Raw genomic sequence first — 15,863 nt, 5'->3', positions numbered from 1 at the left:
TATTTGTTAAATAAGTTCGATTTCTCCGGAAAAGACTTCCCGTGCGGGGCCTGTCATATAAACAATGCCGTCTTCGGCCCATTCGATGACGAGTTCTCCGCCCCGAAGTTCGATAGTCGCTTTTTTGTCCGTATAATTATTGAGCACGCAAGCGACAAGAACGGCACAAGCGCCCGTGCCGCAGGCAAGGGTTTCACCTGAGCCGCGCTCCCAAACACGCATGCGCACTTTTTGCCGGCTGAGCACTTCGATAAATTCCGTATTGACCCGTTCGGGAAAGAGTTCATGATATTCAAAAAGAGGTCCGAAAGCAGGCAAATCAAGGCTTGCGATATCATGCATGGTGACAACGAAATGAGGATTGCCCATGGAAACGCCGGTGCCTTTTATGCAGGAGCCGTTGACAAGGATTTCTTGATTGATAAAGGTTTCGCCGTCTGCTTTCATGGGGATGTCGGCAGGTTTGACGATAGGTCTGCCCATATCCACGGTGACGCTTGCGACCTTGTTGTTTTCAAGGGTCAGCTCAAGGGTACGGATACCGCTTTTTGTTTCAAGGGTGATGTTTGTTTTGCCGGTATGTCCGTGTTCATAAAGAAATTTGCCCACGCAGCGGGAGGCGTTGCCGCACATGTTTCCCTCGGAACCGTCGTTATTGAACATTCTCATTCTGAAATCGGCTTTTTTTGATTTGCCGATAAGGACGAGACCGTCTCCGCCAACCCCGTAGTTCCTGTCGGACATGAAAATCGCAAGCGGGGCGGGGTCGGTGAGAGGAGTATCCAAATCTTCAAACCAAACATAAACATAATCATTGCCGATGCCTTCCATTTTCGTAAAGGTGAGTTTTTGCGGAAGCCGCATTTTCTCAATATAGTCTTGCCCGAGTTTAGGCAGTCGTTTTTCAAATTCAGCCATAGGAACCTCATAGGATGATGTCTTTTTCCTATACAGCCTTTTAGGGAAAAGAACAAGGGGAAAAGAGGAAAAATTTAAGAATATCGGTAATAATTTCAGAATGAAATCAAGTAGTTATTTTATCCAAAAAAAGTATTGATTTTTTGCGGAAAAAAGCGTATTAAAAATTATTTTGTTTTATCAACAATCAAACAAAAACGGAAAGATTATGACTATCAATACAAAAATGCCGGCTTTATTGATGCTTGATGACGGCACATGTTTTGAAGGATACGCCTTGGGGGCTTGTCAGGAGGCTGTGGGCGAAGTCGTTTTCACAACAGGTATGAGCGGATACCAGGAAACGATTACCGATCCTTCCTATTACGGACAAATCGTAGTGTTTACCTCCGCGCATATAGGAAATTACGGAGCAACGGCTCTTGACAGCGAATGTCCCGAACCGAAGCCGGAATACGGTGCGGGCGGCGTTGTTTTTCATGATTTGTTTGTTGATGCGGAAAATATTGATTTTCCGCATTTCCGTGCCGAGAGTTCTCTGCAAAAAAAATTGGAGCAAATGGGATTGAGCGGCATTTATGGAATCGATACCCGCGCTCTGACGCTGCATTTGCGTATGCATGGGGCGAGAAACGGCATTATCAGCACCAATTTGGACCGCGATTATTTATTGAAAAGGGCGAAAGAGCTTCCTCAAATGTCCGGGCTTGATCTTGCTTCAAAAGTGACTGTAAAAGAAAAATTCGTCTTCAATACTGACCCCGGCACTGTTCTGACGTATAAAAAACGTGACACCTCCAAGAAAATGCTCAATGTCGCCGTTATCGATTATGGTGCCAAGCGTTCGATTTTGCTTCACTTATTCAATAATAACATGCACCCGACCGTATATCCCGCCACTGTGACAGCAGAAGAAATTTTAGCTTCCAAGCCCGATGCCGTCATGCTGACGAACGGTCCGGGAGATCCGGAGCCTTGCGGCTACGCCATAAAAACAATACGGGAATTGGTCGGAAAATTGCCTATTTTCGGAATTTGCTTGGGACATCAGCTTATCGCCCTTGCCATGGGTGCGAAAACCTTCAAAATGCCTTTCGGTCACCATGGGCTTAATCACCCTGTAAAGGATGTGGCGACAGGAAAGGTTCTTATCACAAGTCAGAACCATGGTTTTTGTGTTGACCCTCAGACGCTGCCCGGCAATGTGAAAGTGACCCATTGGAATTTGAACGACAATACTGTCGAGGGTTTGGCGTTGACCGACGCCCCGGTCTTTTCCGTGCAATTCCATCCGGAAGCCGCTCCGGGAACTTGGGACGCTTACGGTTTGTTTGACGCTTTCCGTACTATGGTTGATGATTTTTATAAGAAATAACAGTGGCTTTTGCCATAATTATTGGTAGTATCTACTAAGAAGGATTTTAAAGAAATGCCGAAGCGTGAAGATCTGAAAACGATTATGGTGCTTGGTTCCGGTCCGATTGTGATCGGACAGGCGGCAGAATTTGATTATTCTGGCACACAAGGGTTGAAAGCACTGAAAGAGGAAGGGTGCCGCATTGTCTTGCTGAACTCGAACCCGGCTACTGTTATGACAGATACGGCTTTTAGCGACGCAACATATATCGAGCCCATGAATAAGTTCATGGCGGCTGAAATCATTATAAAGGAACGTCCCGATGCCATTTTGCCCACACTGGGAGGGCAGACGGCTCTCAATTTGCTCATGGATTTGCACCATATGGGTATTTTGGAAGAATACAACGTGGAAATTATCGGGGCGCAGCCAAAGTCCATCGAACTTGCGGAAAACCGCCAAAAATTCCGTGAAACCATGGAAGCCATCGGGCTTGATTTGCCGAAAAGCGCCCTTGCGACCACGTTTGAACAAGCCATGGACGCAATAAAAGAAATCAGCTTCCCTGTCATCATCCGTCCTTCCTATACCTTGGGCGGCACCGGCGGCGGTATCGCTTACAATATTGAAGAATTTAAGGAAATCGCCAAGGGCGGTATCGAAGCATCGCCCATCAGCCAAATTTTGATTGAAGAATCCGTGCTCGGCTGGAAAGAAATCGAATTGGAAGTTGTGCGCGATAAGGCGGACAACGCCATTGTCATTTGCGGCATTGAAAACCTTGACCCTATGGGCGTGCATACGGGCGATTCCATTACCGTCGCTCCTATTCAAACCCTTTCCGATGCGGAATATCAAGCGCTCCGTCAGGACGCATTCCGCGTCGTGCGGGCTATCGGCGTTGAAACCGGCGGCTGCAATATTCAATTCGCCGTTTGTCCGAAAACAGGCAGACGCGTCGTTATTGAAATGAACCCCCGGGTTTCCCGTTCTTCCGCCCTGGCTTCCAAGGCGACCGGTTTCCCTATCGCCCGTATCGCGGCGAAACTTGCCCTCGGCTATCGTTTGGATGAATTAAAGAATGATATTACCGGCACTTCCGCTTGTTTTGAGCCTACCATCGATTATTGTGTCGTCAAAGTTCCCCGCTTCAATTTTGAAAAATTCACAGGAGCGGACACGACGCTTGGTTTCCAAATGCATTCCGTCGGGGAAACCATGGCTCTTGGCGGCAATTTCCGCGAGGCTTTGCAAAAGGCTTTCCGCGGACTTGAAACAGGGCTGCAAGGCTTGCAAAACGGCAAATTGGAAGCGGAAGCCCCCATTGAACCCGCCGCCCGCCGCGAATGGATACGGGAAAAATTGTATCTTCGCCGTCCTGACAGGGTTTTGCTTGTTTACGAAGGCATGCAGCTTGGTTTGACAGTTGAGGAACTGAATGAGATTACCGGCATTGACCCTTGGTTCCTGCTGCAGATCAAACGTATTTTGGATGATGAAAATTCCATACGCCAAGATTTTTGCCATGAAATAGAAAAGGCGGTGAACAGCAAAGCCGCCGATGCCGCTTTCGCAAAGAAACTGCGTCATTATAAAGCGCAAGGTTTCAGCGACGCCCGCATTGCGAACCTTTGCTCCGAAAGCCTTGCGAAAACAGTGCGTGAAACGGATATCCGCTCTTTGCGCGAGATTAATGCCGTCGAGCCCGTTTTTCATACTGTTGATACCTGTGCAGGGGAATTTGAAGCCCATACGCCTTATTTTTATTCAACGTACGATGCGGTTTCTCCCGATCCGCTGCATACAGCCCATGTGGGCGCCGCAACACGCGGTTTTGCGCGCAAAGTCGTTATCATCGGCGGCGGTCCGAACCGTATCGGGCAAGGATTGGAATTTGACTATTGCTGCGTGCAGGCGTGTTTTTCCCTGCGTGAACTCGGTATAAAAACCATTATGATCAACTCGAACCCCGAAACGGTTTCCACTGACTATGATACGGCGGATACCTTGTATTTCGAGCCGGTGACGACGGAAGACGTGCTTGCCGTCTGCCACGCTGAAAAGCCAGACGGGGTGATTGTGCAGTTCGGCGGACAGACTCCGCTCAATATCGCCATGGCATTGCAGGAAGCGGGCGTTCCCATTATCGGCACGAAGCCTCAGGATATCGCTCTTGCGGAAGACCGTGAGGATTTCAGCGCCCTGATTGAGGATTTGGATATTTTGCAGCCCGCCAGCGGTATGGCTGTCGACCTTGAAACTGCCTGCAGGCTCGCGGAAACAATCGGGTATCCGGTCATGGTGCGTCCGTCCTTTGTGCTCGGCGGCCGCGCAATGCGTATCATTCATAATGAACAGGAACTTATTGAATATATTGAGGATAAATCAACCGGTTTGTATCTGAGCGTCAATACTCCTATTTTGGTGGATAAATTCCTTGAAGAAGCCATTGAAATAGATGTCGATGCCGTTGTTGACGGCGATAAGGTGACCATTGCCGCCATTATGGAACATATCGAACAAGCGGGCATCCATTCGGGCGATTCCTGCTGCTCTATCCCGACCCATACGCTGAGCGATGAAGTGAAAGGTATTATCCGTTCTTATACCGATAAACTCGGCAAAGCCTTGCATACTGTGGGCTTACTGAACATTCAGATGGCTCTTTACAAGGGCAGCGTGTACGTCATTGAAGCAAATCCGCGGGCGTCAAGGACCGTGCCTTTCGTTTCAAAGGCGACAGGACGCAATGTCGCGGGCATTGCGGCAAAAATCATGACGGGGCTTTCTTTGAAGGATGTGAATTTCACGGAAGAACCGAAACTTATGTACAGCGCGGTAAAAGAAGCGGTCATTCCTTTTGAGCGTTTCCCCGGAACGCAAATCCAGCTCGGACCTGAAATGCGTTCCACTGGCGAAGTTATGGGCATTGACAGGAGCTTCGGCATGGCTTTCCTTAAATCCCAGGCCGGCACAAGAGTCCCCATTCCGGTATCCGGCAATGTCATTCTGACGGTAACGGACCAAGACAAAGAACCTCTTGTTCCTCTTGCGGCACGCCTGAAAGCCCTTGGCTTTACGCTTTACGCAACTCCCGGAACAAAAGCCATGCTTGAAAACAAAGGCATTGACTGCAAGCTTATTGTAAAAATCGGACAGCAGCGCCCTCACCTTTTGGACTTCATCCGCAACGGTGAGGCGAATATGATTGTCAATACCGTAAGCGGTCCGACTTCCGCCCGTGACGCAAACACCATAAGGACGGAAGCCCTCGCCCGCCGTATCAACCTCATTACGACACTGGCGGCTCTTCGCGCCACTGTCGAAGGTTTGGAAGCCCGTCGGCAAGAACAACGCATAGTCGCTCCTTTGCAGGATTATTATGCAGGATATATTCAAGGAAAAACAAATGAATAATTCTTTTGGAAACATCTTTATCCCTGATACCTTGACGTATGATGACAAGGCGCATGATGAATGCGGAATTGTGGGGCTTTACGGAGTAAAAGACGCCGCCCAGCATGCTTCATTGGCTTTGCACGCTTTGCAGCACCGCGGGCAGGAATCCGCCGGTGTCGCGAGCGCCAGCGACGGACAGATATTCATCCACCGCGGCATGGGTTTGGTTTCCAGCGTGTTCGGTAATGGAGAAGGCCGCAATATGGCAGGCAATTCCGCAATCGGGCATGTCCGGTATTCCACGGCGGGTTCAAGCACCATAGCCAACGCCCAGCCCCTTATCGGATATTACAGCGAAGGGCAGGTCGCTCTTGCTCATAACGGAAATTTATACCACGGGGAAAAATTGCGGGAAAAGCTTCTTCTTTCGGGGGCTTTTTTGCAGACAACGAGTGACAGTGAATTTTTCCTGCAGCTGTTAGCCCAAAAGCAAGCGAGTTCCGATGAAGATATCGCCAGTGTTTTTGAACAGGCGGAAGCCGCTTTTGCGGTTGTTCTGCTTTTCGGCAATAAAATGATTGCCGCCCGCGATCCTTGGGGCTATCGTCCTTTGGTGCTCGGGCGCATGGGAGACGGATATGTCGTTGCCTCCGAAACGTGCGCTTTTGACCAAATCGGGGCGATTTTCGAGCGGGAAGTCGAACCCGGAGAAATGCTGACCTTTACGGCGGGCGGTTACCGTTCCACGTATTTTGGCGACAGAACGGTCCGCCAGCAGCGCTGTTTATTGGAACTTATCTATTTCGCCCGTCCCGACAGCACTGTTTTCGGGCATACTCCCCATGTTTTCCGCCGTCAAACAGGGCATATGCTTGCGAAGGAAAAACCGGTCGATGTGGATATCGTGGTTGCGATTCCCGATTCCGGATTTTCAGCCGCCATGGGTTTTGCGGAAGAACTCGGCATAACGCTTGACCGCGGACTTATCCGCAACCACTACATAGGACGCAGTTTTATCGCTCCGGGACAAGGCGCGAGAGCTGCCGCCGTGCGCATGAAGCACAATGTCGTGAAAGAAGTCGTGCGTGGAAAACGGGTCTGCCTTGTGGACGATTCCCTTATCCGCGGAACAACGACGGCGGCTCTTGGCAAAGAACTCCGTGATGCGGGGGCGACGGAAGTGCATTTGAGAATTGCCTGCCCGCCTGTGCAGTATCCTTGCTATTTTGGGGTCGATTTCCCCCATTATGAAGAATTGCTCGCCTATCAGCATACTATTGAGGAAATACGTTCCATTTTGAATATGGACAGTCTGGGCTATTTGTCCTTGGAAGGTATGCGGGCTTGCCTTGGTGACGAGGGTATGCAGTATTGTACCGGCTGTTGGAGCGGTGAATATTTGCAAAAGAATTAGCTTTACTTCATTAATGGTTAAGATTTTTTTGAAGAAAGTTTTTTTTGCAAGCGGTCTTTTTGCTTTGCTGAAAATGGCGTGAGTGTTCCCATTGCCGGTTTCGGTTCTGTTTCCTGTCGGGTATGTATCATGCGGGCATTTTGCTGAATTGAAAAAAGCGAAATTTTTGGAATGAACCGGAAAAGATAGAGCGTCAAAAAGAAGCACAAGGATAACTAAGGATAATTAAAGAATAATGAAAAAGCGTACTTCGGTACGCTTTTTTTATGCTTTCAGGCGAGTTCTTTTTTAATTTGCTCCAATACGGGCGGTATGCTGTTTTGTTTTTTCAGTTTTTCCAGCAGGCTTAGAAAATTTTGTTCCAATTCTGCCAGGTCCGCATTATTTGGAATTTCATAATCGGCAAGCCCTATTTTTTTTTCTTGCTCCAATTGCCAACCGTCCATAGAAGCGACGGTTTCTTCCGTCCACCCCCGGTTTTTGAGGCGGGCTAAACGGATTTCGGCATTTGTGCTGACACATACCGTCAGCGGTTTGATGGGAAAATTCTTGGGTTTGTTTTCGAACCAAAGGGGAATTTCCGCAAGAGAGAATCTTTTGCGGTTGTTTTTATTAAAAAATTCAATCGTCCGTGAATAAACGAGAGGGTGCAGCAAATTTTCCAATTCATGTTTCTTGGCAGGGTCTTGCATCGCCTTCGCAAGGGCGGCTTTATCCACCGGCTTTTTATCGTCCGGAACAAAAAGCGTGCCGTATTGCTGTTTGAGCAAATACCATGCATCGTTATTTACTTGGTATAATTCATTGATACATTCGTCGGCACTGAAAGTAGGCAAATTTTGCCGTTTTGCAATTTCAATGAGTGCTGATTTTCCTGACCCGGAATTTCCTGTGATCACAAGGGGTATCGCCGTTTGGTTTAAAGCGATTTGATTTTCAGCGCATTCCCAAAAATCAGCAGGCGGTAAAGACGTGAAGGTCAGGGGTTCATGGGTGAAAGGGTGGCGAAATGTCAATGTATACGCGTGGAGCATTTGTCTTGGGGCTTTTTGGGCGACATTCGCAGGAGCATAGACCTCATCTCCCAAAAGGGGATAGCCCGAAGCGGACAAATGCACACGGATTTGATGTGTTCTGCCTGTATGGATTTGTACTTTCATTAAAGAAAAAGCGTTTTCATTCGTATTTTGTTTTGCGGGCTGTTTCGGGTAAATGCGTTCCCATTTTGAAAAGGCTTCCCGCCCGCCTTTGGAAAGAGGGACAAGCGCCATTTTTGTTTTGATTGCCGGGTGGCGTCCTATGCTTTCGCTGCTTTCACCATTCGGGCAAATGCCCTGCACAAGGGCGAGATACGTTTTTTTTATTTCCTTATTGCTGAAAGCTTCCGCCAGTTTCAACCGGCATTCTTCCGTCAGGGCGACAAGCATAAGCCCTGATGTGTCCTTATCCAGTCTATGCACAATTCCGGGGCGTTCGCCCTCCATGCTTTTGAGGCTTGGGAAATGATAAAGCAAATGGTGGACAAGTGTTTCCTCTTGGCAAGAGGGGCAGGGGTGAACAGTGAGAGCGGGCTTTTTTTCAATAACGGCTAAGTATTTGTCTTGATAATAAATGGTAAGGTCATTTTCCGCCGCCTGCAGGGAATTTTCTTCCTGAATGATTTCAAGCCGGACGCAATCTCCTGAAAGCAGTTTTCTGGAAGCGTCGGCACACGGGACGTTATTGACGCTTACGAGGTTACTCTCAATATATTTTTTTATTTTAGAGCGGGATATTTTGGTTTCCGCGCTTAAAAAGCTATCCAGCCTGCCCGCGTTTCGGTCTGCCGTAAATTCCTGTTTCATATTTCTCCCTTTCTGCATAAAGGATACGGTATTTTTTTTGCGTTGAACAGTTTTTTTTTAGGGACGATAAGCGTTGGGAAAAATTTTCCTGATTTTTGTCAAATGTCTGGCAAAAATGGATAAAAAAAGAATCTTGAAAATATAACATATTGAAATTATAAAAAAAAATAATTTTGGCATGCTAAATGCTTATTAGGGGTATGCCAAGAGGCACAAAATTATTACATGGAGGGGAAAAGACCATGAGTGATTTATTAGATTATGAAATTAACAAAGAATTAGGCGAATGTTACCTTTTTATGGGTGAATATGAAAAGGCGACAGAGTATTATGAAAAAGCTGCGGAAAGCGGCAGCGAATTTGCCGCACCTCAAATGGGCTTGGCAACCATTGCCGTGCAAGTCGGCGATTATGACAAAGCGACCGTGCATTATCAAAAAGCGCTTGAACTTGAAAAATCGGACAATGCGTATACGGGCTTGGGACTTGTTGCTATGACCAAAGAATTGCATGCTGAAGCTTTTGAATATTTCAAAAACGCTCTTGAAATCAAAGCGACAAACACCGTCGCTCTTGGTTGCTTGGTTCAAGAGGCCTATGCTTTGGACAAAGTCGACGAAGCTGTTTTATTTGTAGAAAAATTTTATGAGGAAACCAAAGATCCTCAAATCAGAATTACGTTAGCAGGCTGCCTTATTTATTTGGGTAGAAAAGACGAAGCGAAACTTCACCTTGAAGAAGCTTTGAAAGAATTGCCTGATAACGAAGACGCAAAAGACCTGTATTCTTTTATTGCGGCATAAACAAATCCCCTCCTGTCTTTCGGATCTGTTGTTGGCGCTCAGAACTGAAAGATATCACCCCGTCTGAATGCGAGGCGGGGTGAATCCAACGGGGTGATTATATGAGTAAAACAAAGGATGGTTTTATCATATTGGTCGCATTTCGTCCACATGGTTTATCCATTGTGTACAGTATTCTTATTAATGAAGTGTAAAGATGTGTTTGGAATACATGAATATTCATGTTATTACCCCAAATATGTGCCTATGTGTGGTGCCCCCCGCTTTTTTTCGGGGGGCATCATTATTTTAAGCGTACCGTATTGCTGAAGGCATGTGTTTCATAAAGGAATATCCATGTACCCGCTTTTTAATTTTTTCTTTACACTTTTAAAAAGCTGGTTTAGCATGAAACATGCTTAAATGGAAAAAGAATATAAAGAGATATTGTTTTGCCGGCTTTTTACTTTTGTTTTTTGCCTTGGCTTTGCAGGTGGACCGTGCGGCGGCTGAGACCGATTCCGGTATTGCGGAAATGGAAATGGATTTTCAAGCCGAGGCGAAATCGGAAACAGCGGAAGAAATCCTTCCCCATGGGGAAGATTTTGATCTTGAAGCCCGCTCCGGCTTACGGACTTTTTTTGCTACGCTCGGCGGAACCATTCAGGAAAATTATACGATGATCATGGATAGTTTCCATGAAAAGTACGCTGAATTCGTGCAGTTTTTATTTGATGAATATATTTTCGCCCTTATTCCCCAAGTTCCTCAAAAAGAATATAAGATCGATGTTGTCGGCGAAAATCTGCTGTTGCTGAAATCAAGCATCGGCAGCGGCGACAGTTTGGGTTCCCTGCTCAATGGCTGGATTTCGTTTTCCACGATTTTAAATCTTGTCGAGGAATCGAAAAGCGTTTATTCCCTGACTGCGCTCAAAGCGGGCAGACCCTGTTCCTTTTTGATTGACCTTGACGACAACAGCCTGCAAAAGTTTGAATATGAATTTGACGACACGCACAAGGTTATCATTCAGAAAACGGAGGACGGGCATAAGGTTGCCTTTGAAGAAATCATTTATGATTACGAACTTAAGTTCATAGAAGGTACGGTAACCTCTAATTTTTATAATGCTGTCATCGACCTTGGCGAGAATGCCGTTTTTGCCATCAGGCTTGCCGATGTTTTCACGTTCGATATCGACTTCGCAAGGGAAATTAAAGAAGGTGACAAATTTTACGCTCTTGTGGAAAAGAAATCCCGTGACGGGAATTTTAACGGATACGGCAGAATAATCGCCGCACGTTTCATTAATGACGGTGCAAGCTACGAGGGCTTTTTATTTTACGATTCGGAAGAAGAGGGCAAGTTGAGTTATTTCGATAGAAACGGAAAAGCCTTGCAAAAAGCCTTCTTAAGAACCCCCGTGCATTTTACGCGTATCAGTTCCCGTTTCACTTCCGCAAGAAAACACCCTATTTTAGGCATAACCCGCGCCCATCCCGCTATTGATTACGCGGCGCCCAAGGGCACGCCGGTCATGGCTGTCGGGGACGGGACAGTCACCCGTGCCGCTTATACGGGCGGATACGGGCATTTGATTATTTTAAAACACAGGGGCGGTTTGGAAACCCAATACGCTCATTTGTCCGGCTACGCGAAGGGCGTGAGGAGCGGGGCGAAAGTCAGCCAGGGGCAGGTGATCGGTTATGTCGGTTCGACCGGGTTGTCAACAGGTCCGCACCTTGATTTCAGAATAAAAAAAGGCGGAAAATTCGTAAATCCCGATCATATTATCATTCCGAGCAAAGCACCGCTTCGTGCGGACCAAATGGAAGAATACGGCTTGACTGTGCAAAAATTGGATTTGCTTTTGCAGGGGAAAGAGGATGTGAAAGAATTTAATGCGGAAAATTGGCTGAACGGTTTGCGGTAACTGCGTGGTTTTAATGTGTCTGCAAGCGGAAAAGCGGATAAAAAACGAATAGGAAGTTTTGCCTGCCTGACAGTGCCGTTTCCTTTTTGCATTCAAGGCGGATCGGTCTTAAAAAAATGATGATGAAAATTATGATAACTAATTGAGATAATGGATATTATATTATCTTTTTAGTGAAAATGCTCTTTTGAAAAGCTTGCCCATTGTATTGAAATAGTATATTCTGCTTCCTATCACAAAGGAATGGTCCATGAAGCAGAGCAAATATAGAACGCAATTTTTGAGTATTTTTATTTTCAGCATATTTTTTTGTGTTTCTTCTGCTTTTGCAGAGCCCGATTTCGATATAGAACTGCCTGCTGCGGAGACTCCTTCCATTACGGCTGTGGCGGGTGAAGAGCCTATTTATCTTGCTCCCTATATTCGTTATGCGCATAATCTCGACGCAAAAGACGCAAAAAGCGCCTTGGCGCAGAGAAGTCAATTTTCGCCCTATGATGTGCTTGCTCTGAAAAAAGAACTCGGAACGTATTGGTTTTTAATTTCTTTCGATGAAATAAAAGATAAGGATATTCCGACCGCTTATTTGGATTTGGGAAATTTTTTGCCCAAAAACAGCCATGTTTTGGTTTATTCCAAGCGAACAAAGCGCTGGCAGGTGGCAGAAGATGTGTATACGAAGGAGCGGAAAAACCATGCGGAAAATTTCGATGTCGAAGATGAGAACAGCGTCAATATATTCCACAGCGGTTTATATGATTTGACTTCGCTGCGCGACGGCGGGGAATTGTTGATTTATTCTCCGGGCGTTCCAAGCATTTGGTTTTCACCGAAGCTTTTATCTCCCGCCAAAGCTCCGCTTACCCTTGACAGGCGTTTGACGCCTTTTATTTTGTTGGCGCTCTTTGTTTTGATGATTTTTATTTTTTGGCGCGGCGCAAAGGAAGAGGGGGATGCGCGGATTTGGGCGTCCTTGCTTTGTCTTGCTGTTCTCGTGCAGTTTGCGTGGGGTGTTCCGCAAAATGTGCACGGCAGGTTGGATTATCTTGATATGGTGGGCGTTATCGCCTCGTGTTTAGCCATTTTCTTTCTGCCCCATATCGGCAGGCATTTGCTTGTTACGGAAAAGAAAAGTCCGCATTTTGACAGTTTGTTGCAGTTTTTGGCAATTCCCGCCATTTTTCCCTTAATTGTTTTATTTGTCCCTATTCCTGAATTTTTATATATTATCCGTTTCGCACCGCTTTGGGGCTTGTATGCGCTGATTTTGTTCGTGCTTGTTATCCCTTTTGTGCTTTCAGGACGCAAGGGCGCAAAATTATATGCTTTTTTCTGCCTGTCCATTGGCGTCGGCTGTTTGAGCGCTTTAGCCCTGCGGTATAATTCCGAATGGTATTTCTTCAATTATTTAGGACTGTTCATGGCGATGGTGGCGATTTTTCTCGCTCCGCGCCAAACAGAAAAAAATATTTTCAACGAACAGCTGACCCATGAAGATATTGTCAGCGCTTTTGCGGAAAATAATTCCATCATGCGCGATGCGCTGTATCGGGTCGAGCTGAAGCTCCGTGATCCTTTTGACAGAATCATGCGCGAAACCTGTTTTTTGGATTTTGACTTAAAAACAGAAGAATTGGCGGAATCTTTAGCGTTGCTCAATGAAAAGGAATTTGGCGACAGGTTTGAAAAGCATGCTCTTAATGCTGTTGACGAGATCAGTTCCCGGGCGAAACGCCTGCAAGACCATACGTCTTCCTTGGTTTTGGCTTGCCGTGACTTGTCCGGCATGCTCGGGCACATTACGGATTTAGCCCGGAAAGAGCCGAGCCATAACCAAGGGCATGAACTGTTCAATGTGAAAACCTTGATTACGCAGGCGTGTGACAATATCCGTGCGGAAGCGCAAGACAGGCAAGTGGGTTTAGGCTGGTATATCGCTCCCAATATCGGTCTGCATTACCGCGGCGACAAAGCCAGTTTGGAAGTCGTGCTTTCCCTGCTTTTGCGGGATGCCATCCGCGCCACGGAAAAAGGCATGATCAGTGTGCGCGTCAGACGTGCGAACAGCCCGAACCCCGGGCATATCGTTTTCACTATCAGCGATTCGGGAAAAGGGCGCCCTCCTGTTCAGCGGAGCATTTTAACCTTGGTGAAAGCTTGGGAACTTTCTTCCGCCTATAACGGAGAAGTGGAGCTTCGGTCTTCGCCCGGCGGGCTGAGTTTTTCTTTCAGCATGCAATGCCTCGCAATGGACCAGAACGGCGAAAAGCCTTTGTCTTATGCTTCCCTTGACGATATTGTCCTTTCCCATGGCGAGGCAAGCTACCATAAGAAAAATGCGGGACGCAGCGGGGGAAATATTCTCTTTAGCCGTGAAAGCGGACAGGAATTTGAAGAGGCGGAAGAAGATGATGTGCCAAGTTTTGTCGGCAGCAAAAAGGAAATGAGTATTTTAATCATCTCCCCTCTTGCGATACAGCGGCAGAACTTTGTTTATTATTTGAATACGTATGAAACATGGGAAGCCCTTGATGTGGACAGCGCCTTGGCTTTTTATGAGAAAAAGCCCGCTTCCTTGGTGCTTGTGCACAGTGCGCTGTCGGCGAGCGGGTGCAGTGCCGTGATTGCAGGTATCCGTTTGCTCGAGGACAGTTTGGGGATTGCACATGCCCCTTGTGTCGGTTTGTATCAATCTGTCAAGGATATGGAATTTCTCCGTTTGGCAGGCTGCGATCATACGCTGCCGGATAACATCGGGCGTGACGATTTATGCACGGCGGTTGCGGAAATTTTGGGAGATAGGAATATTCAGCCTATTACGGATATTGACGCGCCTCATGCCGTTGTGAAAAACGTGAATAAGAAAGTGAAAAAGGCTGTTGAGAAACGCCTTAATACCGAAGTCGTGCATGTGGGGTCGGTCGTCGACGGGGCCGTTTCCACCTTTGCTTCACCGAAATATCCTGAACACGCGGAAATGTATGAACAAAGAAACGAACAAGCAAGAGCGGGCAAGGCGAACTATGAAGATACCCTTGATTTTCGTGAAGAAAAAACAGGCGTATTTTCTAAATTGGTGCAGTCATTTAAATTAAAACCGCATATTCAGGAAGGAAAGGCCGAGGATGAATTTGACTCCATGGTTGGTGAGCCTCAGCCATTGGAAGCGGGCTTAAGCGGTTCTTTGGAAAAGAAAGATTTTAAATCTGCTGAAACAGAAGAAGATATTGCTTTGCTGCAGGATGAAAATTCTTCTTTTGAATATGAGAAAACAGCTGAAGAACGTTCAATTGATACCGCAGAAAGCGAACCGTTTGAACGCGGTGCGGAAATGCAGGCGTCTTCCTTGGAGTTTTTTGGAGAACCTTCTGGGAAACCTTTCGGGGAATTTTCCGATACGCAGGAAGAAAACGGTCCGAAGGAAAATCCCTTGTCTGCACCGATGGAATTTTTATCTTTGCAGGAAACGGAGCGATCTGCCGCGGGCGGTGAGACCAAAGAAACGCAGGCGGATGAAAAAGCAAAAGTCACGTTGAGTTTTCTGCCGGGCGATACGAGTTATGAAGTTGCGCAGGACGAGGACCTGCCTCCTTTGAGTTTGCAAAATGCTTTGGAAAATATGGGGCAGCCGGAAGAAATTCCTGAACATTCTGTTTTTGTGCAGTCAGGGCTTATCATGTTCTCCGATGAAGCTGAACAAACCGATCAGACCAGGGCGGGCGAGGATTTTACAGAAGCCGCAGCAGAAAACGATACGCAGGAGAAAAGTATTGAGGAAACGGAGCCTGCCGAACTCGATGAACAAAGCGGAGAGGAACAAGACAGTCCGCAGGAAGAGCGGGATATTCCGCGAAATGAAGAGAGCAGTTCAGGCGAAACGGTTGAAGAACAGGCTGTTCTTGAATTATCCCATGATATGCTCGTTGATGTGAAAGAAGAAAAAGCAAAAAAGAAATCAAGAAAAAGAAAAGAAGAAAAAGAAGAGAAAACAGGTTTGGATATTTTGCTTGATTATTCGCCAAGAAACAGCGGGGAACAGAAAAATGACGAAGAGGAAGAAGAAAATCGTCTTCATAAAAAAGAATTGATACAGCTTTCGTTCTTTCCGATAGACGACGAAAACGAAAATAAGTGAAAAACGCGGAGCAATCCGCGTTTTTTTGTCGCTTCATAAAAAAAACACCGTCTGAGCCGGTGGAATGAAAAATCTTCAGAT

General features: G+C 46.7%; 8 protein-coding genes. 6 read left to right on the top strand and 2 right to left on the bottom strand.

The genetic code is table 11. The features are described from left to right. Positions 1–6: 6 nt before the first annotated feature. Positions 7–918 (bottom strand): diaminopimelate epimerase, encoded by a 912-nt coding sequence (dapF, locus tag JBF11_RS06150; protein ID WP_334314619.1) that lies wholly within the window; start codon positions 916–918, stop codon positions 7–9. A 208-nt stretch (positions 919–1,126) separates the two neighbouring features. On the opposite strand from dapF, the gene carA reads away from it, so the two are divergent. Genes carA through purF form a run of 3 tightly spaced genes read left to right on the top strand, consistent with a single transcriptional unit; the run spans position 1,127 to position 7,088 of the window. Further along, on the top strand, positions 1,127–2,293 hold the full coding sequence (gene carA / locus JBF11_RS06145) for a glutamine-hydrolyzing carbamoyl-phosphate synthase small subunit (RefSeq protein ID WP_334314618.1): 1,167 nt from the start codon (positions 1,127–1,129) through the stop codon (positions 2,291–2,293). A 54-nt stretch (positions 2,294–2,347) separates the two neighbouring features. Further along, positions 2,348–5,692, top strand: coding sequence for a carbamoyl-phosphate synthase large subunit (gene carB, locus JBF11_RS06140; protein WP_334314617.1), 3,345 nt, complete (start codon positions 2,348–2,350; stop codon positions 5,690–5,692). Further along, positions 5,685–7,088 carry an amidophosphoribosyltransferase gene (gene purF, locus JBF11_RS06135; RefSeq protein ID WP_334314616.1) on the top strand — a complete coding sequence of 468 codons (1,404 nt, stop codon included), beginning with the start codon at positions 5,685–5,687 and terminating at the stop codon, positions 7,086–7,088. The genes carB and purF overlap by 8 nt, the downstream gene beginning before the upstream one ends. 272 nt (positions 7,089–7,360) lie before the next feature. Here purF and coaE read toward each other — a convergent pair whose 3' ends face one another. Further along, positions 7,361–8,932 carry a dephospho-CoA kinase gene (gene coaE / locus JBF11_RS06130; RefSeq protein ID WP_334314615.1) on the bottom strand — a complete coding sequence of 524 codons (1,572 nt, stop codon included), beginning with the start codon at positions 8,930–8,932 and terminating at the stop codon, positions 7,361–7,363. Between the two features lie 242 nt (positions 8,933–9,174). Here coaE and JBF11_RS06125 point away from each other — a divergent pair, with 242 nt between their 5' ends. The 3 genes from JBF11_RS06125 (at position 9,175) to JBF11_RS06115 (ending at position 15,782) form a co-directional block, all read left to right on the top strand. Next, positions 9,175–9,735, top strand: coding sequence for a tetratricopeptide repeat protein (locus tag JBF11_RS06125; protein ID WP_334314614.1), 561 nt, complete (start codon positions 9,175–9,177; stop codon positions 9,733–9,735). Between the two features lie 394 nt (positions 9,736–10,129). Beyond that, complete coding sequence (locus JBF11_RS06120) at positions 10,130–11,647, top strand: M23 family metallopeptidase (RefSeq protein WP_334314613.1); 1,518 nt, start codon at positions 10,130–10,132, stop codon at positions 11,645–11,647. A 250-nt stretch (positions 11,648–11,897) separates the two neighbouring features. Then, on the top strand, positions 11,898–15,782 hold the full coding sequence (locus JBF11_RS06115) for a hypothetical protein (protein WP_334314612.1): 3,885 nt from the start codon (positions 11,898–11,900) through the stop codon (positions 15,780–15,782). Positions 15,783–15,863: the final 81 nt, after the last annotated feature.

This window comes from Taurinivorans muris (assembly GCF_025232395.1).
GTDB classification, from domain to species: Bacteria; Desulfobacterota; Desulfovibrionia; order Desulfovibrionales; family Desulfovibrionaceae; genus Taurinivorans; species Taurinivorans muris.
Note: the sequence above shows the minus strand (reverse complement) of the source record. Positions and strands in the feature narration are given on the sequence as shown.

What these genes read in the sequence shown, in the direction of transcription:
- dapF (WP_334314619.1), bottom strand. Translation starts at nt 918, where the DNA reads ATGGCTGAATTTGAAAAACGACTGCCTAAACTCGGGCAAGACTATATT.
- carA (WP_334314618.1), top strand. Translation starts at nt 1,127, where the DNA reads ATGACTATCAATACAAAAATGCCGGCTTTATTGATGCTTGATGACGGC.
- carB (WP_334314617.1), top strand. Translation starts at nt 2,348, where the DNA reads ATGCCGAAGCGTGAAGATCTGAAAACGATTATGGTGCTTGGTTCCGGT.
- purF (WP_334314616.1), top strand. Translation starts at nt 5,685, where the DNA reads ATGAATAATTCTTTTGGAAACATCTTTATCCCTGATACCTTGACGTAT.
- coaE (WP_334314615.1), bottom strand. Translation starts at nt 8,932, where the DNA reads ATGAAACAGGAATTTACGGCAGACCGAAACGCGGGCAGGCTGGATAGC.
- JBF11_RS06125 (WP_334314614.1), top strand. Translation starts at nt 9,175, where the DNA reads ATGAGTGATTTATTAGATTATGAAATTAACAAAGAATTAGGCGAATGT.
- JBF11_RS06120 (WP_334314613.1), top strand. Translation starts at nt 10,130, where the DNA reads ATGCTTAAATGGAAAAAGAATATAAAGAGATATTGTTTTGCCGGCTTT.
- JBF11_RS06115 (WP_334314612.1), top strand. Translation starts at nt 11,898, where the DNA reads ATGAAGCAGAGCAAATATAGAACGCAATTTTTGAGTATTTTTATTTTC.